The 25114-nt window shown below is 69.3% G+C and carries 16 protein-coding genes and 1 riboswitch; of the genes, 8 read left to right on the top strand and 8 right to left on the bottom strand.

Going from position 1 to position 25114, the window contains the following annotated elements; translation table 11 throughout:
* Positions 1–5031, top strand: a 5031-nt coding sequence (locus tag H7U20_RS00335; RefSeq protein ID WP_199517631.1) for an RHS repeat-associated core domain-containing protein, incomplete at its 5' end; no start/stop codon positions are given.
* Between the two features lie 2 nt (positions 5032–5033).
* Positions 5034–5768 (top strand): hypothetical protein, encoded by a 735-nt coding sequence (locus H7U20_RS00340; protein WP_199517632.1) that lies wholly within the window; start codon positions 5034–5036, stop codon positions 5766–5768.
* Positions 5769–5864: 96 nt separating this feature from the next.
* Here H7U20_RS00340 and H7U20_RS00345 read toward each other — a convergent pair whose 3' ends face one another.
* The gene (locus H7U20_RS00345) at positions 5865–7631 is read right to left on the bottom strand and encodes an FAD-dependent oxidoreductase (protein ID WP_199517633.1); all 1767 of its coding nucleotides are present in this window, start codon (positions 7629–7631) and stop codon (positions 5865–5867) included.
* Positions 7632–7731: 100 nt separating this feature from the next.
* Here H7U20_RS00345 and H7U20_RS00350 point away from each other — a divergent pair, with 100 nt between their 5' ends.
* Both H7U20_RS00350 and cysM read left to right on the top strand, forming a co-directional pair.
* The gene (locus H7U20_RS00350) at positions 7732–8280 is read left to right on the top strand and encodes a GNAT family N-acetyltransferase (RefSeq protein ID WP_199517634.1); all 549 of its coding nucleotides are present in this window, start codon (positions 7732–7734) and stop codon (positions 8278–8280) included.
* Between the two features lie 79 nt (positions 8281–8359).
* Positions 8360–9262 carry a cysteine synthase CysM gene (gene cysM / locus H7U20_RS00355; protein ID WP_199517635.1) on the top strand — a complete coding sequence of 301 codons (903 nt, stop codon included), beginning with the start codon at positions 8360–8362 and terminating at the stop codon, positions 9260–9262.
* A gap of 69 nt (positions 9263–9331) precedes the next feature.
* On the opposite strand, the gene H7U20_RS00360 is transcribed toward cysM, so the two are convergent.
* The 5 genes from H7U20_RS00360 to H7U20_RS00380 form a co-directional block, all read right to left on the bottom strand.
* Positions 9332–9664, bottom strand: coding sequence for a hypothetical protein (locus H7U20_RS00360; protein WP_093386220.1), 333 nt, complete (start codon positions 9662–9664; stop codon positions 9332–9334).
* A 426-nt stretch (positions 9665–10090) separates the two neighbouring features.
* The gene (gene mltB, locus H7U20_RS00365; protein WP_199517636.1) at positions 10091–11239 is read right to left on the bottom strand and encodes a lytic murein transglycosylase B; all 1149 of its coding nucleotides are present in this window, start codon (positions 11237–11239) and stop codon (positions 10091–10093) included.
* Entirely contained in the window at positions 11236–13254 is a 2019-nt protein-coding gene (locus tag H7U20_RS00370) for a transglutaminase TgpA family protein (protein ID WP_233410399.1), read from the bottom strand. The genes mltB and H7U20_RS00370 overlap by 4 nt, the downstream gene beginning before the upstream one ends.
* A 95-nt stretch (positions 13255–13349) precedes the next feature.
* Complete coding sequence (locus tag H7U20_RS00375) at positions 13350–14345, bottom strand: DUF58 domain-containing protein (protein ID WP_199517638.1); 996 nt, start codon at positions 14343–14345, stop codon at positions 13350–13352.
* A 4-nt stretch (positions 14346–14349) separates the two neighbouring features.
* Complete coding sequence (locus H7U20_RS00380) at positions 14350–15270, bottom strand: AAA family ATPase (protein WP_199517639.1); 921 nt, start codon at positions 15268–15270, stop codon at positions 14350–14352.
* Positions 15271–15473: 203 nt separating this feature from the next.
* Here H7U20_RS00380 and H7U20_RS00385 point away from each other — a divergent pair, with 203 nt between their 5' ends.
* Both H7U20_RS00385 and H7U20_RS30620 read left to right on the top strand, forming a co-directional pair.
* Entirely contained in the window at positions 15474–16403 is a 930-nt protein-coding gene (locus tag H7U20_RS00385; protein WP_199517640.1) for a histone deacetylase family protein, read from the top strand.
* Positions 16404–16695: 292 nt separating this feature from the next.
* On the top strand, positions 16696–18294 hold the full coding sequence (locus H7U20_RS30620; protein ID WP_199517722.1) for a methyl-accepting chemotaxis protein: 1599 nt from the start codon (positions 16696–16698) through the stop codon (positions 18292–18294).
* A 169-nt stretch (positions 18295–18463) separates the two neighbouring features.
* Here H7U20_RS30620 and H7U20_RS00395 read toward each other — a convergent pair whose 3' ends face one another.
* Complete coding sequence (locus tag H7U20_RS00395) at positions 18464–20449, bottom strand: OPT family oligopeptide transporter (RefSeq protein WP_199517641.1); 1986 nt, start codon at positions 20447–20449, stop codon at positions 18464–18466.
* 185 nt (positions 20450–20634) lie between these two features.
* Between H7U20_RS00395 and ylqF the strand changes: the two genes are divergently transcribed.
* On the top strand, positions 20635–21582 hold the full coding sequence (ylqF, locus tag H7U20_RS00400; RefSeq protein WP_199517642.1) for a ribosome biogenesis GTPase YlqF: 948 nt from the start codon (positions 20635–20637) through the stop codon (positions 21580–21582).
* Between the two features lie 129 nt (positions 21583–21711).
* Here ylqF and H7U20_RS00405 read toward each other — a convergent pair whose 3' ends face one another.
* Positions 21712–22527: a DODA-type extradiol aromatic ring-opening family dioxygenase gene (locus H7U20_RS00405; protein WP_199517643.1), complete on the bottom strand. Its 816-nt coding sequence runs from the start codon at positions 22525–22527 to the stop codon at positions 21712–21714.
* A gap of 157 nt (positions 22528–22684) precedes the next feature.
* Positions 22685–22918: riboswitch (cobalamin riboswitch) on the top strand.
* A gap of 85 nt (positions 22919–23003) precedes the next feature.
* On the opposite strand from H7U20_RS00405, the gene H7U20_RS00410 reads away from it, so the two are divergent.
* Complete coding sequence (locus H7U20_RS00410; protein ID WP_199517644.1) at positions 23004–25001, top strand: TonB-dependent receptor; 1998 nt, start codon at positions 23004–23006, stop codon at positions 24999–25001.
* The last annotated feature ends 113 nt before the right edge of the window (positions 25002–25114 follow it).

Below are 25114 nucleotides of genomic sequence, written 5' to 3' on the forward strand. Positions count from 1 at the left end.
AGCGGGGCGGCCGCCACCGGCGTCGACGCCGGCGCCGGCAATCCGATCAACGTCATGACCGGCAACAAGTACCAGCGCGAGGAGGACATGCCGGCGCTGCCCGGCGTGCTGGGCCTGGAGATCGTGCGCCACTACAACAGCGCGCAGAGCGGCGCCGGCACGGTGCCGGGGCCGGTCGGACGCGGCTGGCGGCTGTCCTACGAGACCCGCCTGGTGGTCGCCGTCGGCGCGCTCGAACTGCACCAGGCCGACGGCGCCGTGTTGTCGTTCGGCCGCGACCTGGTCGAACCCGGCCTGGCCGCCACCGCCAATCCGGGCGACGGCCGCATCGTCGTCACGGCCGGCCGGCGCGGCCCGCAATACCTGTGGCGCTGGATCGACGGCCGCGAGCTCAGCTTCGACGAGCGCGGCAAACTGATGCAGATCAAGGCGGCCACCGGCGAAATCGTCAGCCTGCTGTACGACGCCAAGGGCCTGCTGGTGCGCGTCACCGATCCGCAGGGCCGCAGCCTGCGGCTGAATTACCTGGACCGGGCCGGTGCCGCCCGCGCCGACCGCTACCGTGGCGTGCAGAGCATCGACAGCCCGGTCGGCCGCTACACCTTCGAGTACGGCAACGCCGTGCTGAAGGGCGCCGACATCGACCAGTTGCACCTGCTGGCCAACCTGGCCCGGGTCGGCTATCCGGCGGCCGGCGCCGGCCGCCGCTACCATTACGAGGACGCGGCGCATCCGACCCTGCTGACCGGCATCAGCATCGACGGCGCCGGCGCCGACGGCAAGCCGAGCCGCCAGCGTTACGCCACCTTCGGCTACCAGGCCGACGGCCGCGCCGTGCTGTCGAGCCACGTCGACGACGCCGACAAGGTCAGCCTGCGCTTCGACCGGCCCGGCCAGACCACGCTGACCGACAGCCTGGGCCGGCGCACCGTCTACCGCTACACCACGCGCAACGACGACTACCGGATGCTTGAGGTGCGCGGCGCCGGCTGCGCGTTGTGCGGCCCGGTCAACCAACGCTACCGCTACGACAGCCGGGGCCGGCTGATCGAGACCAGCCGCCTCGACGCCGACGGCGTCCCGCTGCAGGGCGTGCTCAGCACGCTGGACCACTACGGCCGGCCGCTGCTGCTCAGCCAGGTCGACTACCGCCAGGGCAAGGCCGGGCCGCTGCGGTGGCGCCAGCGCTACGAGTACGCCGGTGCCGCCGCCACGCTGCCCAGCCTGGTGGCCCGCCCCAGCGTGGTGGCCGGCCGCGAGGCCTCCAGCCGGGTGGTCCACAACGCGTTCGGCCAGCCGCTCAGCGTGACCGAGAGCGGCTGGACGCCGGCCGTCGACGGCGCGGCGCCGCAGGCCATCACGCGCACCACGCGCTACGACTACCGGCTGGTCAACGGCCGCAGCGTGCTGGCGCGCAGCGACGGGCCGCTGCCCAACGGCCCGGCCAACAGCCCGGCCGATTCCGACGTCACCGAGTATGTCTACGACGCCAGCGGCAGTTACGTGCTGCGCACCACGGCGCCGGGCGGCATCGTCAGCGAGGTGGTGGCGCTGGACGCCGCGCTGCGCCCGACCACGCTGCGCAACAGCGACGGCGTGCGCCGGCTCGACAGCGAGGTGGTCTACAACGCCGCCGGCCAGCCGCTGACGCTGGTGCAGCGCGCCGCCTTCGTCGCCGCGCCGCCACGCCAGCTGAGCCGGAGCAGCCGCTTCGTCTACGACCCGGCCGGCCGCCTGCTGGCGCTGACCGGCCCGGACGGCGTGACGCTGCGCGCCGAGTACGACGGCGCCGGCCGGCCGCGCGGCCTGCTCGACGCCAAGGGCAACCGCATCGCCAGCCGCTTCGACAGCGAGGGCCGGCTGCTCGCCGTGCTGACCGAGGACGCCGGCGGCCGCGTGCTGAACGGCATGCTCAACCTGTGGGACGAGCAGAACCGCCTGCGTGCCCGTTTGAGCCCGCTCGGCCTGAGCGGCGCGCGCGGCGCCGGCCCGATCGCCGGCCAGGACGTCGCCATCGACGGCAACGGCGCGGCCACGGTCGGCGTCGCCGACGCCGCCGGCGGCGCCGAGCTGCTGGCCGCCGACAACAGCACGCGCCGGCTGGCGCTCGACCGTGGCGCGATGCTGCTGGTCGACGCCGCGCACCGCCCGCACAGCGTGCTGCGCGACGACTTCGCCCGCATCGTGCTGGAGGCCGCGCCGGACGAGGGCGTGCTGCGCTACCGCCACGACGCGCTGGCGATCGACAAGCGGCAGAGCGGAACCGACGGCCGCCAGCAGCTTGTCGAGCGGCGCGAGTTCGGCGTCAACGGCCGCCTGCTGCGCCGCCTGCTGGGCGGCTGCGGCGAGACGCTGCGCTACGAGGGCGACCTGTTGCAGGGCCTGGACGGCTGCGGCAGCGGCCACGCCTACGTGCGCGACGCCTTCGGCCAGATCGTCGAGCACCGCCAGACCTTGCGCCAGGGCGGCGCCGGCCTGGCGCCGATCAGCTTCACCGAACGCTACGTCTACGACGACGCCAGCGGCCGCCTGCGCGAGCGCTACCTGGCCGACGGCCAGCGCCTGCGCTACCGCTACGACGCGGTCGACGGCAAGGCGCGCGCCGTGCTGCGCGAGGCCGACTGGCTGGCCTGGCTGGGCCGCGCCGCGCCGGCCGTCGCCGAACGCCTGCGCCGCCTGCTGCCCGACGACGCCGGCGCGCAGGCGGTGTTGGCCGACGTCGTCTGGCGGCCGTTCGGCGGCATCGAGAGCCTGCGCACCGGCAACGGCATCGCCAGCAGCAACCGCTACGACGCGGCCGGCCGCCTGGCCGGCGTCGACATCGGCGCCGACGGCGCCGCGCCCATCGAGTCGCTGCGCTACCTGTACGACGGCGCCGGCAACGTCGTCGCCGCCAGCCGCAACGGGCAGACGCGCAACTACCGCTACGACGCCATGGGCCGACTGCTCGCCGAGCGGCCCGGCACGGCCGGCTTCCGCCAGGTCGCGCTGGGCGCCGGCGGCGCTGGCGGCGCCGCGCTGCCGGCCCGCACCTACGCCTACGATCCGCTGGGCCGGCGCCGGCCCGGCGCCGCCATGGCCACCGTCGCCAACGCCGGCGCCAGGGCCGACAGCGGCCGCAACGCCGATGCCGATGCGGCGGCCGGCGGCGAGGCCGAGGCCGGCCCTGTGCCGCGCGACGCCTTCGGCCGCCAGCTCGGCCACGGCGCGCAGCGCTACCAGTACGACGAGGCGCACCGCCTGATCGGCGTGGAGCAGGGCGGCAGGCAGGTGGCGCGCTACCGCTACGACGCGCTGGGCAACCGCATCGCCAAGACCGTTGGCGCCAGCACCACCTACTACCTGTACGACAGCGCGCGCCAGCTGGTCGGCGAGGCCGACGGCGACGGCCGCCTGACCGTCCAGTATCTGTACGCCGGCATCCATCCGGTGGCCATGATGGAGGCCGACGGCGGCGGCCAGACGCGGCGCCTGTATGCCATCCACGCCGACCAGCGTGGCCTGCCGCTGGCGCTGACCGACGAGCGCCGGCAAGTGGTCTGGCGCGGCCGCTTCGACGCCTTCGGCAACGCTTTCGGCAACCCCGCGCCGGCCGGCGCCTCGGCCGGCGGCCCGTCGATGAATCTGCGCATGGCCGGCCAGTACGCCGACGCCGAGAGCGGGCTGTTCTACAACATCCACCGCTACTACGATCCGCGCGGCGGGCGCTATCTGACGCCGGACCCGATCGGCCTGGCCGGCGGTGAGGACGGCTACGCCTACGTCGGCGGCAATCCGCTGACGGCGACCGATCCCCTGGGCCTGTTCAAGATCGACGAGACCTTCTTCTGGTCGAAGGACCTGTCGAAGTCCTTGCAGTTCTCCGACGGCGGCCACATGGACATCGTCCACATCGCCTTCGCCCGCTACGCCAGGGATGTCGGCGAGAGCCGCTTCTCGCAGGACATCGTCGACATGATCGTGCGCCACAACTACCATTCGGACGCGATGCCGGCCAAGCTGGGCGGCACCTACGGCGGCGGCCAGTTCAACGGCAAGAACCACTTCGACAATCCGAACGACGGCCCGATGTGCCAGGACAAGGCTTGCCGCACCCTGCTGCGCGGCTACACGGCGGCCGGCGGCGGCACGTCGGACTGGCTGGCCGAGTCGCTGGCCCAGTTGAACGCCAACCGGGCCAACTACGACAAGGTCACCTCGGCCTTCGGCGGCAAGAACATCTCCACCATCCTGAGCGGTTTCGGCCAGAACAGCCACACGCTGGCCGACTTCTACGCCCACTCGAACTGGGTCGACGCGCAGGACCGGGGCGGCGAGGTCTGCAACTATCTCGGCAAGATCGCGGAGGGCGACGCGACGGTCAGGCCGGACCGCCGCTACGGCAAACCGGAACGCGGCTATGTCGACGTCTGGGAGATCGGCTATGTGCCGGTCGGCCTGGAGCAGACCACGCCGTGGGACGAGGCCTTCTCCCGCTTCGACGTGCGGCGCTTCTTCACCGGCACGGTGAACCTGAAGACCGGGCTGCCGACCGGCTGCGGCGTCACCTCGACGATGGGCGACATCGAGTGCGACCGCGACAAGACCACCCACGGCTATTGGAACAAGGACGCGAGCGCGCCGACGGCGGGCGAAAAAGCCTTCACGCCCGAGCAGCTGCGCGCCTTCGCCAACCAAAAAATGTACACTTGGGATCTGGTGAAATACGAGCCGAGGGCGCAGCTGGGCAGCGTCACCAATCCGGCCGGCGCCTACGGCAGCACCTGGTTCGCCGAAGGCAAGGTGAAAAAGTCGTATTGTTCGTCCAGCGATTCGAGCTGCCTGCATCCCGATGACACCATCTATGTCAGCAGCGAGATCACCAACCACCACCAGTTGGCGATGGAGTTGGCGGTGCAGGCGACGGAAAACGAGATCAAGCGCTTGTACAACGCCATCGCCGCGAAGGGCTTGACGGACGTGTTCAAGATGAACGCCGCCACGCTCAAGAGCAACGGCGTGAAATACACCGATTTCGACAACAAGGATTAGCGATGAAAAAACACATGCTGGGTTTGCTGCTCGCCGTGTCGGCGGCCGGCGCGCTCGATTCTCTGGCGGCGGAGCGCTACTCCATCGCCAAGGAGGACGTGCTGGAGTGCGGCGTGGCCGACGGCGCCAAGTTCGTCCTGCGCGCCAAATATCTGTACTCGCCGACGGCCCGGTTGGCGCCGTCCGGCCACGTCGCCGAACGGGTCAACCAGGAACCCTACACGGTGCAGTTCCACAGCCGGAGCGGCGCGGTCATCGGCGCGGTGCCGCTGTCGGTGCGCCATGTCGGTTCCTATCGCGAGGCTTACGTCGACGCCTGCGGCAACGTCGGCATGCTCAAGGGGGTGGCGCTGGTCAAGTCGAGCTACCTCAAGCCGGACGGCAGTTGGTTCGACCTGGCGCTGCTGCCGGAGCGCCTCCAACTGTCGGGCGCGCCGGACGAGCAGGCGCCGGCGCTGCGCCAACGGCTGGACGAGTTGAAGCTGGCGCCGGCCTTCCGCTACGCCTTGTTGCTGCCCGACGGCGCGCGCCTGGTGTACGAGCAGCCCCTGCTCAACGACCACGGTGAGGTGGCCTATGTCGCCCAGGCGTTTTCGAGTGACCACGGGGGCAGTTGGAGTGAGCTGGCCGTCACTAGGCAGGCGCGGATTTTCGAGCTGGGCCGCAGCGTGAAGGCGCAGAGTTTTCTCGGCAAGCCGTCGGCCTTCAACGGCGCCAAGCTGGGCGGCGGCGGTTAATCGCCGGTGCCGGTGCCGGTGTCGTATGCCGTGCGCCGAGCCGAGCCGAGCCGAGCCGCGCGCCGCGCTGGGCGCCGCGCGGCGCGGTTGCGCCACTCAGCCGCGCTGTTCGGCCGGCAGGTTGGCCAGGAAGGCGTGGATCTGCGACACCACGGCGGCGCCTTCGCCGACCGCCGCCGCGACCCGCTTGGTCGAGTTGGCGCGCACGTCGCCGATGGCGAACACGCCCGGCACGCTGGTCTCCAGCGCGGCGCGGGCCGGCAGGTCGGGCGGGTAGACGCCGTGGGCGAAGTTGGCGTGGCACTGCGCCTTGGTGACGTCGAAGCCGGTGCGGATGAAGCCCTTGTCGTCGACGTCGACGCCGCAGTCGCCCAGCCAGCCGGTGTTGGGGTCGGCGCCGATGAACAGGAAGACGCGGCAGACGTCGCAGTTCTCTTCGTTGCCGGTCTGGCGGTCGCGCCAGCGCACCTGTTTGAGGCCGTCCTCGTCGCCCTCCAGCGCGACGATCTCGCTGTGGGTGTGCAGCACGATGTTGGGGGTGGCGGCGATGCGCTCGATCAGGTAGCTCGACATGGTGGCGGCCAGCCCTGCGCCACGGATCACCATGTGCACCTTGGCGGCGTGGCCGGCGAGGAAGACCGCCGCCTGGCCGGCCGAGTTGCCGCCGCCGACCAGGATGATCTCCTCGGTCTTGCACAGCTTGGCCTCGATCGGCGAGGCCCAGTAGTACACGCCGCGTCCCTCGAACTGCTTCAGGTTGGCCAGCGAGGGGCGGCGGTAGCGCGCGCCGCAGGACAGCACCACGCTGCGCGCCTTGAGCCGGGTGCCGCTGCCGCACATTTCCACCTGCAGCGGGTAGGTGTCGCAGATCAGCCGCGCGGCCGGCGCCGGGATGGCGATCTCGACGCCGAATTTTTGCGCCTGGACGAAGGCGCGGCCGGCCAGCGCGCGGCCGGAGACGCCGGTGGGGAAGCCCAGGTAGTTCTCGATGCGCGCGCTGGCGGCGGCCTGGCCGCCGTAGGCGCGGGTTTCCAGCGCCAGCACCGACAGGCCCTCGGAGGCGGCGTAGACGGCGGTGGCCAGGCCGGCCGGGCCGGCGCCGACGACGATCACGTCCCACACCTTGTCCTCGCTCAGCTCGGGCAGCATGCCGAGGCAGCGGCCCATCTCGGCCAGCGAGGGGTTCTTCTTGACCACGCCGTCCGGGCAGACCACCAGCGGCAGCTCGTCGGCGCTGGGCTGGTACAGCGCCAGCAGGTCGGCCGCCTGGCTGTCGGTTTGCGGGTCGAGCACGGTGTGCGGGTGGCCGTTGGCGGCCAGGAAGCTTTGCAGGTGGTGGATGCGGCCGTGGCCGCGCGGGCCGACGATGACCGGACCGCCCGAGTTGGTTTCGAGCAGGCCGACGCGGCGCAGGATCAGCGCGCGGACGATGCGCTCGCCCAGTTCGGCCTCGGCGATGACCAGGGCGCGCAGCGACTCGGAGCTGATCACCAGCAGCTCGACCGGGCCGACGGCGTTGGCGTTGGCCAGCGCCGGCCGGCCCGACAACTGGGCCACTTCGCCGCCGAACTGGCCGGGGCCGTGCTCGACCACCGGCCAAGTGTTGCCCAGGCCGTCGAAACGGTTCACCGCGATGCGGCCGGACAGCACCACCACCAGGCCGAAGGCGGTGCGGCCGGCTTCGAGGATGGCTTCGCCGTCGGCGAACCGGCGCACCTGGCCGAAGCGGTGCATGCGCTTGATCTCGGCGCTGCCCAGCACGGGAAAGATCTGGTGGCGGCGCGCCTCGATGTCGAGCGTGGTGCTGGGGACGGCGTCGTCCTGGCTGGCGTCGGGGATGAATTCGATTGGGGATGTGGCCATGTTTGGTCCGAAGTGTAAGGTTGCAAAGATATAGGCAGTCTAGCGTAAGCGGCAGCACCTTGCTGCTACAATCGTCGCTCCACCTTTTACACGGTTTCGCATGTCCGCGCACTCTGCCATTCGGCCCGTCGGCGCCGCCGACCTCGACACTTTCTTCGACTACCTGAACGAGCATCTGCAGGACAACGGCAGCGCCGGCGCGCCGCTGTTCCAGCCGATGCCGCGCGGCCAATCGCGCTTCGCGCCGGACAAGGAGGCGGCCTTCCGCGCCGCGCTGGCGCTGCCGCTCGGCCAGCCCGGCTGGCGCCGCGCCTGGATCGCCACCGGCGCCAACGGCATCCAGGGCCATGTCGACCTGCGCGCCCGGCCGGACGGCGCCGCCAGCCACCGCGCCTTGCTGGGCATGGGCGTGCACCGCGCCTTCCGCCGCCTGGGCCTGGGGCACAGCCTGGTCGAGGCGGCGCTGGCCTGGGCCGGCGCCCAGCCGGGACTGGACTGGGTCGACCTGGAGGTGTTGTCGGTCAACCTGGCGGCGCGCCGCCTGTACCTGCGCTGCGGCTTCGTGCAGAGCGGCGAGATCGCCGACATGTTCCGCGTCGACGGCGAACAGCTGGCGTATTGCTTCATGCATTTCCGCCTGCCGCGCTGAGCCGGCGGCCTCGGCCGCACGCCGCGCCCCGTCTGGGATTAAAATAGTCGTTTTGCAGAATTCGGAAGAAAACACGAAGATGGCCTACAAGACTCTGGAAGACACGATCGGCAACACGCCGCTGGTGCGGCTGACACGCCTGCCGGGCGCCGACGCGGCGGCGCGCAACAACATCATCCTCGGCAAGATGGAGGGCGACAACCCGGCCGGCTCGGTCAAGGACCGCGCCGCCATGTCGATGCTCAAGCGGGCCGAGGAGCGCGGCGACATCAAGCCGGGCGACACCTTGATCGAGGCCACCAGCGGCAACACCGGCATCGCCCTGGCGATGGCGGCGGCCTTGCGCGGCTACAAGATGCTGCTGTTGATGCCGGAAAACCTGAGCGTCGAGCGGCGCCAGAGCATGGCCGCCTACGGTGCGCAGATCATGCTCACGCCGCGCACCGGCGGCATGGAGTACGCGCGCGACATGGCCGAGCAGTTGCAAAAGGACGGCAAGGGCATCATCCTCGACCAGTTCGGCAACTTCGACAACTCGCGCGCCCACTACGAGGGCACCGGCCCGGAGATCTGGCGCGACACCGAAGGCCGCGTCACCCATTTCGTCTCGGCGATGGGCACCACCGGCACCATCATGGGCGTGTCGCAATATTTGAAGGAGCGCAATCCGGCCGTGCAGATCGTCGGCGCGCAGCCGGAGGAGGGCTCGCAGATTCCCGGCATCCGCAAATGGCCGGAGGCCTACCTGCCGAAAATCTACGACAAGGCGCGGGTCGACCAGATCGAATACGTGACGCAGGCGGCGGCCGAGCAAATGGCGCGACGCATGGCCGCTGAGGAGGGGATTTTCTGCGGCATTTCTGCGGCGGGTGCCTGCGAGATCGCGCTGCGTATCTCGCAAACAGTGGAAAACGCGACGATCGTGTTCATCGTCTGCGATCGCGGTGACCGCTATCTGTCGACCGGGGTGTTCCCGGCCTGACAGTCACAAGCTTGCTTCCCTCTCCCCTGGCGAGGGGAGGGAGTGCCAGAGTCTGGCAACCGGACGGGATCAACCCTGGCCTGGTTCGCCTTCTTTCGGTTTGAACTGCTTGTCGCTGATGCGGAACTTGTTGCGGCGGTCGCCCATCAAGTAGCGCAGGTCGCGGATGCTCAGGTCGCTGACCTCGTGCATGCGGATCAGCAGCGAAGCGCCGACCGGCAGGCGGTGGTGGCGGATCTTGCTGATGACCGGCGGCGCCACTTCCAATGCGCGCGACAGCGCGGCATCGTTTTTCAGGCGCAGGTTTTCGATCAGCGTGTCCAACAACCGGTTAGGGTTGTACTGCAACAGATCATCGCCATCCGACTCGTTGTTCATATCAATGCCGACTTGGTTTGTCATGATTTCGTTTGTTCCTTCTGTAAAGTTGTCCTGCAAAGTAAAAAACACTCGGAGCTCGCTGCTGCGTTAATGTTCATCCTTCACCAAGGAACGAATTCACACACGGACGGATTCCGGGATAACAAGTTTCATAATATATACACAATTGTACAACAGCACGCAATCTAATACTCATAAGCAATAAAAAAATGTCCTGAGTGTGCGCGGCCGTTGTCCTTATGCAACATTGTGTGAGAATTATACACGGTTTGCTGTGTTAAGCTGCGGGGCGCAAGTGTTTTATCGAATCCGTAAAGTTAATTATAAGATAATTTCGTTAAAGTTGCTGCATGAAATGAGTTTCTTTTCAGCATAGCGACTATGTTGCTAATAGTAAAGTAAACGATACCGCCTGCAACTTTAACCGGCAAGACCCTTTACGCTTCCTTACATGTCGCCGCCGCGCGACAACTTGACCGCCCGCCCCAGCTCCACCACCGACATCGCGTAGAAGTAGCTGCGGTTGTACTGCGTGATGGCGAAGAAGTTGTTGGTCGCCAGCCAATATTCGGTCGCCTCGGCGCCGTTCTGCAAGTCCACCAGGCCATAGCGCACGTCGGCCGGCAAGGCTGAGGTGGTGTTGACGCCCGCCGCCAGCAAGTCCGGCGCGAGGAAATTCGCGCTCAGGCCGCGCTCCAGCAGCGGTTCCCAGCTGCGGCTGGGCGAGACGTTGGCGGCGATCACCAGCGGCCCCGGCGTGGCGCGCTGCCAGCCGTGCGCGACGAGGAAGGCGGCGACGCTGCCGATGGCGTCGTTGGTCGAGTTGAGCAGGTCGATGCGGCCGTCGCCGTCGAAGTCGACGGCGTATTTCATGATGCTGCTGGGCATGAACTGCGGCATGCCGACGGCGCCGGCGTAGGAGCCGCGCAGCGCCAGCGGGTCGACGCCGTTCTGCCGGGCGAACAGCAGGGTCGCCTCCAGCTCGCCGCGGAAGAAGGCCATGCGCTCGGCGCGCGACGGCGCCTCCGGATAGGAGAAGGCCAGGGTGGTCAGCGCGTCGAGCACGCGGAAGCGGCCGGTGTTGCGGCCGTAGACGGTCTCGACGCCGATGATGCCGACCAGGATCTCGGCCGGCACGCCGTACAGTTCCTGGGCGCGGGTCAGCGCGTCGCGGTTCTCGTTCCAGAATTTGACGCCGGCGTCGATGCGCACCGGCTCGATGAATTGCTTGCTATACGCCTGCCAGTTCTTCGGCTTGCCCGGCGGCGCCGGCTTGATCAGCTGCACCGCCGATTCGACGAAGCGCACCTGGCCCATCAGCGCCTCCACTTCGGCGCGCTGGAAACCGTGCTTTTCGACCATGCCGTCGATGAACAGGCGCACTTCCTTCCATTGGCCGAAGTTGACGAACTCGCCGTTGTAGTCGATCGGCGGCGGGCCTTTTTTCTGCTTGGCCTTGGCCTTGCCCTGTTTGCTGGGCGGCAGCTTGTAGCCGTACTGGTCGATCGCCAGCGCCTGGCTGAACGGGGCGGCCGCCAGCAACAGGGCCAGCAGGTGGCGGGGGCGGAGGGGCAGGTGGCGCAGTAAGGAAGTCATCGGCATAAAGGTAACAGGTTGTTCAGCGTCTTCAGCGACGCCGTTCGCTCATCGGGTGTGGCGCGCCCGTACCGCAGCGCGCCATACAAATTCAGAAAACTGCGCATGGCAGCGTGTTTCTCCTCGCTGGCGGCCATCGCCTGCAGGCGCGCCAGATAGTCCTGCGGTCCCTCGGCGGCGCCACGGACGAAGCCGTGGCGCGCCTGGCGCCGGCAAAACTCCTCGTACAGCGCCGCCAGCGGTTCCGGCCGGAGCCGGCCGCGCCAGCGGCGCAAGCACCACAGCAGCGCGGCGCACAAGGCCAGCGCGGCGCCGGCGCGGGCGTTGCCGACAGCGCCGGCTAGTTCTTCGAGGAAACTCCGCTGCCTTTCTGGATTGTAATCCAGGACCCATTGATTCCAAGCATTATTCATCGCGCTCATGCTAAATCGCAGTTGTTGCAGCCAAGCGGGGGCGTCTCCCCCCAGGCTCATCAGTTGGCCCAGGCCGGCCAGGCTGAACCGGGCGGGCGGCGGCAGCGCCCGCGCCAGGCCGTGTTCGACCCGTTCCGGCGCCACGGCGGCGGTCGGGTCGACGCGGCGCCAGCCGGCGCCGGCCAGCCACACCTCGGCCCAGGCGTGGGCGTCGGACTGGCGCACGGTCAGGTAGTCGTCGAGCGGGTTGCGCTCGCCGCCCTGGTAGCCGGTGACGACGCGGGCCGGCACGCCCATGGCGCGCAGCAGCACGACGAAGGCGCCGGCGTAGTGTTCGCAGAAGCCGGCGCGGCTGTCGAACAGGAAGCCGTCGACGGCGTCGCGGCCCAGCAGCGGCGGGTTCAGCGTGTAGATGAATTTTTCCTCGCGGAACATCTGCAGCACCGCCTGCACCGACTCGGCCGGGCTGGCGCGGCGCAGTTGCGCCGCCAAGCCCAGGGCGCGCGGGTTGTAGCCGGCCGGCAGTTGCAGCCAGCGCTCCAGCTGCGCCGGCCGGGCGTCGCCCTGGACGGTGAAGTCCAGCCAGGCCCGCGTGGTGTAGCGCAGGCGCTGCTCGATCGGGCTCTGCGTATACAGTTCGAGCTCGTCCGAGCTGCCCAGGCGGTAGTCGGCCAGTTGCAGCTCGGGGTCGCTCATTTCGAGCAGGAACAGCCAGCGTTGGCCGCTGGCCTCCATCGTCACCTGGTGCCGCAGCGGCCGGCCGCGCGCGGCGACCTGGATCTCCGGGCGCAGCACGCCGCGCAGGCGCGGCAGGCGGCGCCAACTGCGGCCGTCGTAGTCGCCCAGCACCAGGCCGCGCCAGTACAGCAGGCGTTGCGCCGGCGCCGGCGCGTCGAAGCGGACGCGGAAGGCGACGTCGTCGGATTGCGCCAGCGTGGACACGGCGCCGGGCGACATGGTGTCGGACATGCCGCTGCGGGCGCCGTGGGCATCGCCCGGCAGGCCCCACAGCGGCCCCTGGATGCGCGGGAACATCAGGAACAGCAGCAGCGCCGGCGGCACGGCGACGGCGATGATGCGCGCCGCCAAGCCGACCCGGCGGCGCAGCGGCGGCACCGCGCCGGTGAACTGGAAGGACAGTTGGGCGGTCAGCAGCAGCAGCACGGTGAGCAGCATGGTGGCCCCGGTCAGCGCCGTCTGCGTGTAGAAGAAGTTGGTCAGCAATAGGAACAGGCAGAGGAAGACCACCACGAACAGGTCGCGCCGGGCGCGCATCTCCAGCAGCTTGAAGGCCAGCAGCAGCGCCAGCATGGCGACGCCGGCGTCGCGCCCGAGCAGCGTGTGGTAGGTGCGGTGGACGCCGGCCATGGCCAGCAGCGACACCGGCAGCAGCAGCCAGAGCGGCGGCAGGCGGCGGCCGCGCAGGGTCAGTGCGGCGCGCCACAGCAGCGTGGCGCAGACGGTGGCGCTGGTCCACAGCGGCAGGTGGCCGAAGTGCGGCAGCAGCACCAGCACGGCGGCGGCCAGCAGCAGCAGGGTGTCGGCCTTGTCGCGCGGCAGATGCCGGAGCGGGCGCGGCCAGCGGCGCTGGACACCACCCAAGGGCGGAAGGCCGGGGTGGGACCCCTCGCGGGTCCGACCCCAGTTCGCGCCATTGGGTTCGCCCGGCCGCGCGGCGTCGCCGTCCGGCGGGCGCCTCATTCGCCGTCCTCCAGTCCGTACAGGGCCAGCGCGCGCAGGCAGGCGGCGCGGTGCGCCTGGCCCAGCGCCGGCCCCAAGGTGCGGCCGTGCAGGCGCAGCGAGTAGGGCAGGGCGCGCCGCTCGGCCAGCAGCACCCAGCTGGTCAGGCGCGCCAGGCGCAGCTCCAGATCCAGCCGGACCGGCAGTTGCTCGAAGTCGAGGCGCAGTTCGGCCACCGCGCCGCCGTCGAATTGTTTGCTGACCAGCTGGCCGCCCTGCGCCGGGTCGTGGCGGGCGATCTGGCGCCAGGCCAGGTGGCGCATCGGATCGCCCGGCTGGTAGGGGCGGATGCCGGCGAAATTGTCCAGCCCGACCTGGCCGTGGCCGTCCTCGCTGGCCGCGCCCTGGGTCGGCAGCGGCGGCGCGTCCCGCTCGGGGTAGGGGTAGACCAGCACGCGCAGCGCCGGATGCCAGTAGCTCCAGGCGCGGAACAGGCCGAGCGGAAAGCGCGTGCTCAGTTGCAGGCGCGGCGCATGCTGCCAGCCGCGCCGCGTGGTCGGCGCCGACAGCAGCACGTTGGCCTCGGCGCCGGCCGCCACGTCGACCGCCTGGCGCGGCGCGGCGGCGCCGTGCACGTCGAGCCAGACGGCGTAGCGGTCGCGCCGCGTGCGGTTGTGCAGGCGCAGCTCGAACTGCGCCTCCTCGCCGGCGAACACCGGCGCGGCGTGGCCGGGCGACAGGCGCAGCAGGGCCAGGTTGCGGGCGGTCATGATCATGTCGGCGACGGCGCAACTGCCGGCCAGGAAGGTCAGCGCGTGGCCCAGGCCGAGGTTGTAGTTGACGGCGCCGACGAACATCACCAGCAGCAGGGCGCCGAAGGCCAGGCCGGGGCCGCTGGGCAGGATGAAGACGCGGCGCATCGTCAGCGGCACCTCGCCCGCCTCGGGTGTGCTGAGCTGGAACAGCCAGCGGTCGGCGCCGTTCCTGACAAGTTGTCGCAGCCGCGCGAACATACGCCTACAGCGGCACCGAGGCCTGCAACTGCAGCACCAGGTCGCGGCTGGCCAGCGCCGCGCCGTGGGCCGACTTGAGCGGGCGCAGGCGGTGCGCGCAGACCGGCACCAGCACCGCCTGCACATCCTCCGGCAGGACGTGGTCGCGCCCCTCCAGCGCGGCCCAGGCGCGCGCCGCCTGCAGCAGGGCGATCGCCGCGCGCGGGCTCATGCCCTCGGCGAAGGCGCCGTTCTGCCGCGAGGCCTGGGCCAGGGCCTGCACGTAGTCGATCAGCGCCGGCGCGCAGTGGATCTGCCGCAGCGCCTGCTGGGCGGCGCCCAGCTCGTCGGCCGTCATCGCCGCCGGCAGCGCCTTGAGCAGCACGCGGCGGTCCTCGCCCATCAGCAGGGCGCGCTCGGCGGCGGCGTCCGGGTAGCCCAGCGACAGGCACATCAAAAAACGGTCGAGCTGCGACTCGGGCAGCGGGAAGGTGCCGATCTGGTGGGTCGGGTTCTGCGTGGCGATGACGAAGAAGGGTTGCGGCAGCGGCCGCGTGACGCCGTCGGCGCTGACCTGGCGCTCCTCCATCGCCTCCAGCAGGCCGGACTGGGTTTTCGGCGTGGCGCGGTTGATCTCGTCGGCCAGCAGCACCTGGGTGAAGATCGGCCCGGGGTGGAACACGAAGCCGTTCTTTTCGCGCTCGTAGATCGAGATGCCGGCCACGTCGGCCGGCAGCAAATCGCTGGTGAACTGGATGCGGTTGAAGCGCAGCCCCAACGAGACGGCCAGCGCGTGCGCCAGCGTGGTCTTGCCGACGCCGGGCACGTCTTCGATCAGCAGGTGGCCGCCGGCCAGCAGGCAGGTCAGCGCCTGGCGTATCTGCAGGTCCTTGCCGACGATGATCTGGCCGACCTGGCGGGCCACGGCGTGGAGTTTGGAGTACATCGAGTGGGCGGCCCTGGGCTGGTTGGTTGATTGGTTGGCGCCGACAACGGGGCCAATCGGGCGCCGGCGCAGCGGGGAAACGCGCCGGCGTGGTAGATTAGCGCCATCGGCAGTTTTGAACAATACTAGTTACCGGTCTAGGGATTCTATGCGAGAACGCGCGCAGCGGATACCCAATGATCGCGGCGGCAGAAACCAATACCATGACCACAGCAATTTACACCCATCCCGACTGCCTGCGCCACCAGATGGGCGACTGGCACCCCGAGTCGCCGGCCCGCCTGCAGGCCATCTCCGACCAGTTGATGCGGGCGCAGATCAACGACCTGCTGGAGCACCGCCAGGCGCCGCTGGTGGCCATGGCCGACCTGGAGCGCAACCACAGCCGCAACGCCATCGCCATCGTGCGCGACAACGTGCCCGCCGTCGGCGCCGACGACTACCCGATCGACGGCGACACCTCGCTCAACGCCTACAGCTGGCTGGCCGCGCAGCGCGCCGCCGGCGCCGCCGTGGCGGCCACCGACGCGGTCATCGACGGCGAGATCGACAACGCCTTCTGCTCGGTCCGCCCGCCCGGCCACCACGCCCGGCCGAGCGAGCCGATGGGCTTCTGCATGTTCAACAACGTCGCCGTCGCCGCCAAGCACGCGCTCGAGGTCCGTGGCCTGCAGCGCATCGCCATCGTCGACTTCGACGTCCACCACGGCAACGGCACCGAGGAGGCCTTCGCCGCCGAGCCGCGCGCGCTGATGGTCAGCTTCTTCCAGCATCCGTTTTATCCCTACACGCCGCCCCAGCCCTACACCGCCAACCGCGTCAACGTGCCGGTGCCGGCCCACTCGAAGGGCGACGTGGTGCGGCAACTGGTGGCCGAGCACTGGCTGCCGGCGCTGCACGCCTTCCAGCCGCAGATGATCTTCATCTCGGCCGGCTTCGACGCCCACCGCGAGGACGACATCGGCGGCATGGGCCTGGTCGAAGCCGACTACGTCTGGCTCACCGAGCAGGTGATGGCGGTGGCCAGGCTGTACGCCAAGGGCCGCATCGTCAGCTGCCTGGAGGGCGGCTACAACCTGTCGGCGCTGGGCCGCAGCGTGGTGGCCCATGTCAAGGCGCTGGCCGAGCTGTAGCCGGCGCGGCGGCGCCGACTAGTTCCTTGTGACTAGTCCGCCTGGGCCTTCGCGCGCCCGCAATAGTCCCTCGTGGATATGTCAGCGGCCATTTGATATCGCTATCATGTTTGCGTAGGGCAACGTCATCCCCGCCGCCCCCACTCGGACAAGGCCTTTTTTTCATCCTCGTTTTGTCTTGCCGGCCGGGAGACCGTCGGCGTGGCCAGGCCCGCCGCATGACGCCCCTCCGGCGCGGCCGCCCGCCCGCCGCACTCGGCCGCGCCCGCGGCACACATACTGAGGAAGCATGATGAACATCGGGAATTGGACTATCGGACGGCGTCTGGGCGCCGGCTTCGGCCTGGTCTTGCTGCTGACGGCGGCGCTGATCGCCTTCGCCCTGCTGCGGCTGGACAGCATCGGCGCGGCCAGCGACCGGATGATCGAGAAGGACTGGGTCAAGGCCGAGGCGCTCAACGAGATCAGCAGCGGCACCCGCGCCAACGCGCGCCGCACGCTGGAGCTGTTCCTGCAAACCGAGCCGCTCCAAGTCAAGCGGATCCACGCCGACATCGAGGCCAACAAGCTGGCCATCAACGGCGCCGTCGCCACGCTCGAACGGCTGCTCTACAAGGAGCAGGCCAAGCTGCTGCTGCAGCGCTTCAAACAGGAGCGGCGCAACTACGTCGCCTCGTTCGGCCAGGTCGAGCGGGAACTGGCCGATCAGCGGCGCGACGCCGCGCGCGCCCGCATGCTCGACGAAACCCTGCCGGCGCTCGACCGCCTGCAAGGCAGCGTGCACGAGATGGCGCTGTTGCAGCGTCAACTGGTCAACGCCGGCGGCGTCGAGGTGCGCGGCGACATCGGCTCGGCGCGTCGCCTGATGCTGGGCTTCGGCGTGCTGGCGCTGCTGTTCGGCGGCGCGCTGGCCTGGTGGATCACCCGTTCGATCACCGCGCCGCTGCGCGCGGCGATCGAGGTGGCCCGCAGCGTCGCCGACGGCGACCTGTCGAGCCGCATCGAGGCCGGCGGCGGCGACGAGACCGGCCAATTGCTGCTGGCCTTGCAGGACATGAACGCCGGCCTGGTCGACATCGTCGGCCGGGTGCGCGGCGGCAGCGAGAGCATCGCCAGCGCCGCCGGCCAGATCGCCAGCGGCAACGCCGACCTGTCGGCGCGCACCGAGCGGCAGGCCGGCTCGCTGGAGGAAACCGCCTCGTCGATGGAGCAGCTGACCGTCGCCGTGCGCAACAACGCCGACCACGCCAACCGCGCCAGCGCGCTGGCCCGCGGCGCGCTGGAAGTGACCAAGGAGGGCGGCGCGGCGGTCGGACAAGTGGTCGACACGATGGCCACCATCAACGCCTCGGCGCGCAAGATCGTCGACATCATCGGCGTCATCGACGGCATCGCCTTCCAGACGAATATTCTGGCCTTGAACGCGGCGGTGGAGGCGGCGCGGGCCGGCGAGCAGGGGCGCGGCTTCGCCGTGGTGGCCACCGAGGTGCGCACGCTGGCCCAGCGCAGCGCGGCGGCGGCCAAGGAGATCAAGACCCTGATCGACGACTCGGTGCGCCAGGCCGACGCCGGCAACGCCCAGGTGGAGAAGGCCGGCGCGACGATGCGGCAGATCGTCAGCAGCATCGACAGCGTCAGCGCCGTCATCGACGAGATCAGCACGGCGGGCCAGGAACAGAGCGCCGGCATCGAGCAGATCAACCGGGCGATCATCGAGATGGACGGCGTGACCCAGCAAAACGCCGCGCTGGTGGAGCAGGCGGCGGCCGCCTCGGCCGCGCTGCTGGAGCAGGCCAAGGGCTTGACGCGCGCCGTCAGCGTGTTCCGCCTGGAGCCGGCCGGCCGGCCGCAAGCCGCGCCGCGCCGCCTAGGCCGCGCGCTGCTATGGTAGCGTGGTCAAACCCACAGGCGTGGGTCTGGGGTCAGACCCTGCGGGTCTGACCCCGGCCTCCGCTTCTGGGTGGTTTTCAAGGCCGGCGGCACCGCAACGTGGAAACTGTACCCGCATAAAAAAAGAGCCGCGGTCGCCCGCGGCTCTCTTTCATCTCAGTCCACTTGCCTTATGCGGCGCACTCGCGCGCGCTCTTGGCCGACCACGAATACAGCCCGGCGACGACGACGATGCCGACGATCAGCGCGACGATCATGGTCTGCGCCTCGCTCATGCTGTTGGCGATGGCCAGCGGCTCGCCGTCGCCGGACAGGACGATCAGTCCGGCCAGCGCGACGTTGAACAAGCTCTCGCCGACGATGAAGCCGGACATGATCAGCACGCCCAAACGCTTGGCCGTCTCGCCGCTGGCGCGGCGTTCCATGGCGCGCTCGAACAGGTAGCCGGCGACGGCGCCCACCACCACCGGCGCGGTGACGGCGCTGGGCAGGTAGATGGCCAGGCCGACGCCCAACGGCGGCAGGCTGTACTTGTCGTTGCTGAATTTCTTGAGCAGGAAGTTGACCAGCACCAGCGCCAGGCCCAGCGCGGCGCCATAGCCCAGCAGGTGCCACGGCAGGTCGCCGCCGATGACGCCCTTGGCCAGCGTGGAGATCAGCGCCGCCTGCGGTGCCGCCAGCGGCGTCGACGAGATGACGCCGACGTTGGCCGCGCCGGCGAAGCCGTTGGCGTGGTTCAGCAGGTCCAGCACCGGCGGCACCACGGCCGAACCGGCGAACACGCCGACCAGCAGGGCGACCTGCTGCTTCCACGGCGTGGCGTCGACCAGCTGGCCGGTCTTCAGATCCTGCAGGTTGTCGTTGCCGATCACCGCCACCGCCAGCACCACGGTGGTGACGAACAGGGCGAAGGCGACCAACGCATGCGCCACCTCGGGACCCATGACGTGGCGTCCGACCATGCCGACACTGAGCGCGGCGCCGAGGATGGTCAGGATGGCGATGCCGGACACCGGCGAGTTCGACGAGCCGATCAGGCCGGCCATGTAGCCGCAGACGGCGGCGGCGAACATGCCGGCGATGATGATGTAGCCGATGCCGACGGCCACCAGCGGCCAGGCCAGGTCGGCCAGCACGGTGCCCTGCAGGAAGCTGGCCAGCAGCCAGCCGGCCGGCACCATCGAGATCATGGTGACCAGGCCGACGATGAACAGCGGCAGGTCCTGCTCGGTGCGCGGCAGCGCCACGCCCTTGTTGGCCTTGGCCAGACGGGCCGACTCCAGCGCCGACTTGAGGCCGCCGATGACCGGCTTGGCCAGGCCGGCCAGGGTCACCAGCGCGGCCGCGCCGATGGTGCCGGCGCCCATCATGCGCACGTCGGTCTTCCACACCGACAGCGCCTGGTCGGCGGCCGACAGCAGCGGCGCCGGATGCAGCGCCGTCATCAACGGCACCAGCACGCCCCAGGCGATCAGCAGGCCGGCCAGCATGGCGATGCCGACGGTGATGCCCATCAGGTGGCCGGCGCCGAGCAGGGCCAGCGAGCTCGATGCGCCGATGCCGGTGGCGCCGGCGCCGGTCTTGAAGTAGATCGCCACTTCACCGGCCATCACCTTGACGGCGCTGCCGGCGGCGAACAGGGCCGAGGCCAGGCTGCCCCAGATCAGGGCCAGCAGGCCGGCCTTGCCTTCGGCCGCGCCGTTGCGCGAGGCCATGCCGACCTTCAGCACCTCGGCGGCGGCGACGCCCTCCGGGTAGGGCAGGTCGGACTGCGACACCAGCGCGCGGCGCAGCGGCATGGTGTACATCACTCCGAGCACGCCGCCGATGGCGCAGCAGCCGAAGGTGGGCCAGAACGGCACGTTGGCCCACCAGCCGATCATGATCAGGCCGGGCAGCACGAAGATCACCGAGGCCAGCGTGCCGGCCGCCGAGGCGATGGTCTGGACGATGTTGTTTTCCTGGATGGTGGCGTCCTTGAAGGCGCTCAACAGGGCCATCGAGATCACCGCCGCCGGGATCGAGGTGGCGAAGGTCAGGCCGACCTTCAGGCCCAGATAGACCTGCGCGGCGGTAAAGACCAGGGTAATGAGGACGCCCAGGATGATCCCGCGTACGGTGATCTCCTTGGGCGTCGATGCTGCGACTTGTCTCATCTTCAACACTCCGGATGGTGGAAGGTTAATAAAAATGTCACTATTTGAAAAAAAAGTGCCCCATCATATCCGAGTCTGCGCCAAATCTATACTGGTGAAATAGGGCCGGCCGGCGGCAAATCTGGTTGCCGCAAGGGGCAGCAGGTAAAATAGCGGATTGATAGAACGATTTTGAAGGCAATAGCATGGCAATTCAATGGTATCCGGGGCATATGAACGCCGCCAAAAAGAAGGCGGCGGAGCAGATGGAGAACACCGATCTGGTGATCGAGGTGGTCGACGCCCGGCTGCCCGAGGCCAGCTGCAACCCGATGGTGGAGGAGCTGCGCCTGTTCCGCCAGCGGCCCTGCCTGAAGATCCTCAACAAGATCGACCTGGCCGATCCGGCCGCCACGGCGGCCTGGGTGGCCTACTACAACGCCCAGGAAGGCGTGACCGCTTATGCCATGACGACCAAGAAGCCGGCCGAGGTGGCGCGCATTCCCGACCTGGCCAAGTCGCTGGCGCCGCACCGTGGCGTGCCGACCAAGCCGCTGCGCATCATGATCATGGGGATTCCCAACGTCGGCAAGTCGACCCTGATGAATGCGCTGCTGAAGAAGCGCGTCGCCAAGGTGGGCGACGAGCCGGCCGTCACCAAGCAGCAGCAGAAGCTCTACCTGGGCAAGAACACCATCCTGGTCGACACGCCCGGCATGCTGTGGCCGAAGATCGCCCTGCCGAGCGACGGCCTGATGCTGGCCGCCAGCCACGCCATCGGCGCCAACGCGCTGATCGAAGAAGAGGTCGCGGTGTTCCTGGCCGACGTGCTGTTGCAGCGCTATCCGGCCTTGCTGGCGACGCGCTACGGTTTCAAGACCGAGGGGATGGACGGCATCGCCGTGGTCGAAGGCGTGGCGGCGCGGCGCGGCTTCCGCCAGAAGGGCGGCGATCTGGATTTCGAGAAGGCCTCGCACACCTTCCTCGGCGATTACCGCAGCGGCATCCTCGGCCGCATCTCGCTGGAGACGCCGGAGACGCGCCAGGCCCTGCTGGCCGAGCACGCCGCCGAAATGGCCGTCAAGGCCGAGAAGGCCGCCATCCTGGCGGCCGAGAAGGCGCGCGCCGCCGCCAACGGCAAGCGCGGCAGCTAGTACTCCACAGGCGCCAAACAACCCCACAGGCGAAAACTGGGGTCAGACCCGCCGGGTCTGACCCCCGCTCTCCGCCTCTGGGTGGTTTTGAAGCCGCCGGCGCCTTACCTTAACTTGGCAGTCCCCGCCTCACAGCTGCGCCGCGCCAAAGCGGAAGCTCGACACCGCCAGCGCGCCGACGAACCTGTCCTCGTGATAGGCCAGCGTCGCCGTCTCCTGCTCGGCCGCGCCCAGCGCCACCATCAGCGGTAACAGATGCTCCTCGCGCGGATGCGCCACGCGCGCGGCCGGCGCCTTCTCCCATTCCATCAATCGCGCCGTGCGCTGCTCCGGCGGCAGCGCCATGCTCTCGCGCAGCCATTGGTCGAAGGCGTGCGAGGCCGCCGCGCCGCTGGCGTTGAAGGCGCGCAGATTATGGAAGCTCAAACCGCTGCCGACGATCAGCACACCCTCGCCGCGCAGGCCGGCCAGCGCGCGGCCGGCGCGCAGGTGGGTCAGCGGATCGAGCCCGTGCTTGAGCGACAGCTGCACGATCGGCACGCCGGCCTGCGGATACACCGGATACATCGCGCTGAAGGTGCCGTGGTCGAAGCCGCGCTCGTGGTCCAGCTGGGCCGGCAGGTCGGCGCCGTCGAGCAGGGCCTTGACCCGCGCCGCCAACTCCGGCGCGCCGGGCGCGTCGTAATGGATCTGGTAGGTGTGCGGCGGGAAGCCGGAATAATCGTAGATCATCGGCGGCCTGGCGCCGGCCGAGAGCAGGAAGTCGCGGCCCTCCCAGTGCGCGGTGACCACCAGCACGGCCTTCGGCGTCACGCCGAGCTGGCGCGGAATGTCGCGCAGCGAGGCCTCCAGTAGGTCGTAGGTGCTGCCGACCTGCTCTTTCATGAACGGCCAGGGGCCGCCGCCGTGGGACAGGAAATAGGTGGGAAGTAGGGTGTTGGACATGATGGCGCTCCGTGAGGTGATGCAGGCATCATAGCCATTCAATAGATGTGGATCAATTGGCCAAAACTATATGCATCATTCAGCTTTTATGAATTATTCTCGGTGGCGGCCCCAACGCCTGTTGCCGAAATCCGTCATGCCGCAAGCGCTCGCGGCGGTATAATGCCGGCGTTTTGGTGCCCGCGCATGTGACCACGTGCGCAGTTAAACGGGAAACGCAAGGCCGCTCCCAGCGAGATCGGCCAAGGTGTGCTGCCCCCGCAACGGTAACGCAAGCGCCGCCCCGCACAAACGGGCGGCAGGCTGTCTCGACGACCACTATGCCAGCGCATAGGAAGGTGAGACGGTCCGACTTGCCAGCCCGGATACCGGCCAGACAGGTGGGAGCGCCGCGCGGAGCAGTCCGCGGCGGCGCCTTCCGTTCCATTCCGGCTTGCGGGGACGCAGGCGGATGCCTTTTTCGAAAACGATCCTTCATGACCTTCTCCGCCTCCCGCCGCCTGCCGGCGTTCCTGCCATTGGCCGCCGCCGTCGCACTGTGCTTCGCCGCCGCTCCCGCCGTGGCGCAAAGCGTCGCCGCGCAGACGCTGGCCCCCATCGTCATCACCGGCGCCCGCTTCGCCAGCGACCCGGCCTTCGCCCCGATCGGCGCCACCGTCATCAGCGCCGACGAGATCCGCCGCGCCGGCATCAACGACGTCAACTCGGCGATCCGCAAGATCGGCGGCGTGTACGGCCGCCAGAGCCTGGACGGCAGCCCGGACTTCAGCCTGGACCTGCGCGGCTTCGGCAGCAACAGCAGCCAGAACATGGTGGTGGTGCTGGACGGCGTGCGCCTGTCCGAGAACGAACTGCTCAACGCGGTGCTGACCACGGTCGCCATCGACACCGTCGAGCGCATCGAGATCACCCGTGGCGGCAGCTCCGTGCTGTACGGCGACGGCGCCACCGGCGGCATCATCAACATCGTCACCAAGCGGCCGACCAGCAAGAGCGGCAGCGGCAGCGTCTACACCGAGGTGGGCCAGCTGGGCCAGCGCGAAGCGCGCGGCTCGATCGCCCGCGCCTGGGACGGTTTCGCCCTCGACGCCACGCTGGGCACCCAGCAGACCGACAACTACCGCGACAACAACGACTACAAGCAGACCAACTTCAGCGGCGGCGCGCAATGGTTCACCGCCGCCGGCCGCATGGGCGTGCGCCTCGACAGCCTGCGCCAGGATTCGCGCTTCGCCGGTTCGATCAAGACTTTGAGCGAGTATCTGGCCAACCCGCGCCAGACCAGTTCGCCGGACGATTTCGGCTCGCTCGATAGCGACCGCGTCACCGCGTTTATCAGTCAGCGCGTCGCCGGCTTCGACCTGGCGGCGGAACTGTCGCACCGGCAGAAAACCGTCAAGTCCAGTTCTGGCAGCGGCAGTGGCCTCTATACGGCGCAGTACGACAGCAAGCAAACCCAGTTCTCGCCGCGCCTGCGCCAGCTGGCCAATGTCGGCGGCATGCTCAACGAGGTGGTGGCCGGTATCGACCTGACCCGTTGGGAACGCGACACCAAGAGCATTTACGGCGGCTTCCCGACGTCGGCCGCCGAGGCGAGCCAGCGCTCGAAGGCCATTTACCTGCGCGACGAGATCCGCTTCGACGCCGCCCATGACGGCCGTTTGGCCGCAGGCGTGCGCCGCGAGCTGTTCGACAAGGACTTCAGCGACGCGCTCGGCATCGGCACCGTCCGCTACAACAACAATCAGGGCCTGAACGCCTGGGACCTGCAAGCCAGCTACGCCGTGCTGCCGCTGCTGACCGCCTACGCCAAGGCCGGCCAGAGCTACCGCGTCGCCACCGCCGACGAGAACGCGTTCACGCCGAAGGCGAACACGCCGCTGCAAGCGCAAACCTCGCACGACCTGGAGCTGGGCGCCAGCTACGGCAACGCCGAGCGCAAGGTCACCGCCGCCGTGTTCCGCCACAAACTGCGCAACGAGCTGTTCTACGACCCGACCGCCGGCGCCTTCGGCGCCAACGTCAACCTCGACCCGACCAAGCGCCAGGGCGTCGAGCTGTCGGCCAGCGCCGTGGTCGCCGCCGACTGGACCGTCAGCGGCCATTACCAGCACGTGCAGGCCACCTTCACCGAAGGCGTCAACGCCGGCCGCGAGATGATCCTGGTGCCGAAGAACGTGCTCAGCGCCCGCCTGTCGTGGACCCCGGCCAACGGCCAGAGCGCCGATTTCGGCGCGCAGTGGGTCGACAGCCAGCGTTACGGCGGCGACGTCGACAACAGCTGCTCGTCGCGCATGCCGTCGTACACCACCTTCGACGCGCGCTATGCCCGCAAGTTCGGCCAGTGGGAACTGGCGCTGGCCGCCCTCAACCTGGGCGACAAGCAGTACTTCTCGCAAGCCTTCAGCTGCCGTGGCGGGATCTACTCCAGCGCCGGCCGCCAGATGAAGATCTCGGCGCGCTACGACTTCTAAGTCCGCCGATGCACGTCCGGCCGCGCCGCACCGGCGCCGGTCGGACGTCAAGGCGCCGGGAACGCCGGCGAAACCCAGCGGCGTAAAGCCGGGGGGGGGGGGGGGGGCGCGGG

The sequence above is a fragment of the Rugamonas violacea genome (genome assembly GCF_016461825.1).
Taxonomy (GTDB): Bacteria; Pseudomonadota; Gammaproteobacteria; order Burkholderiales; family Burkholderiaceae_D; genus Rugamonas.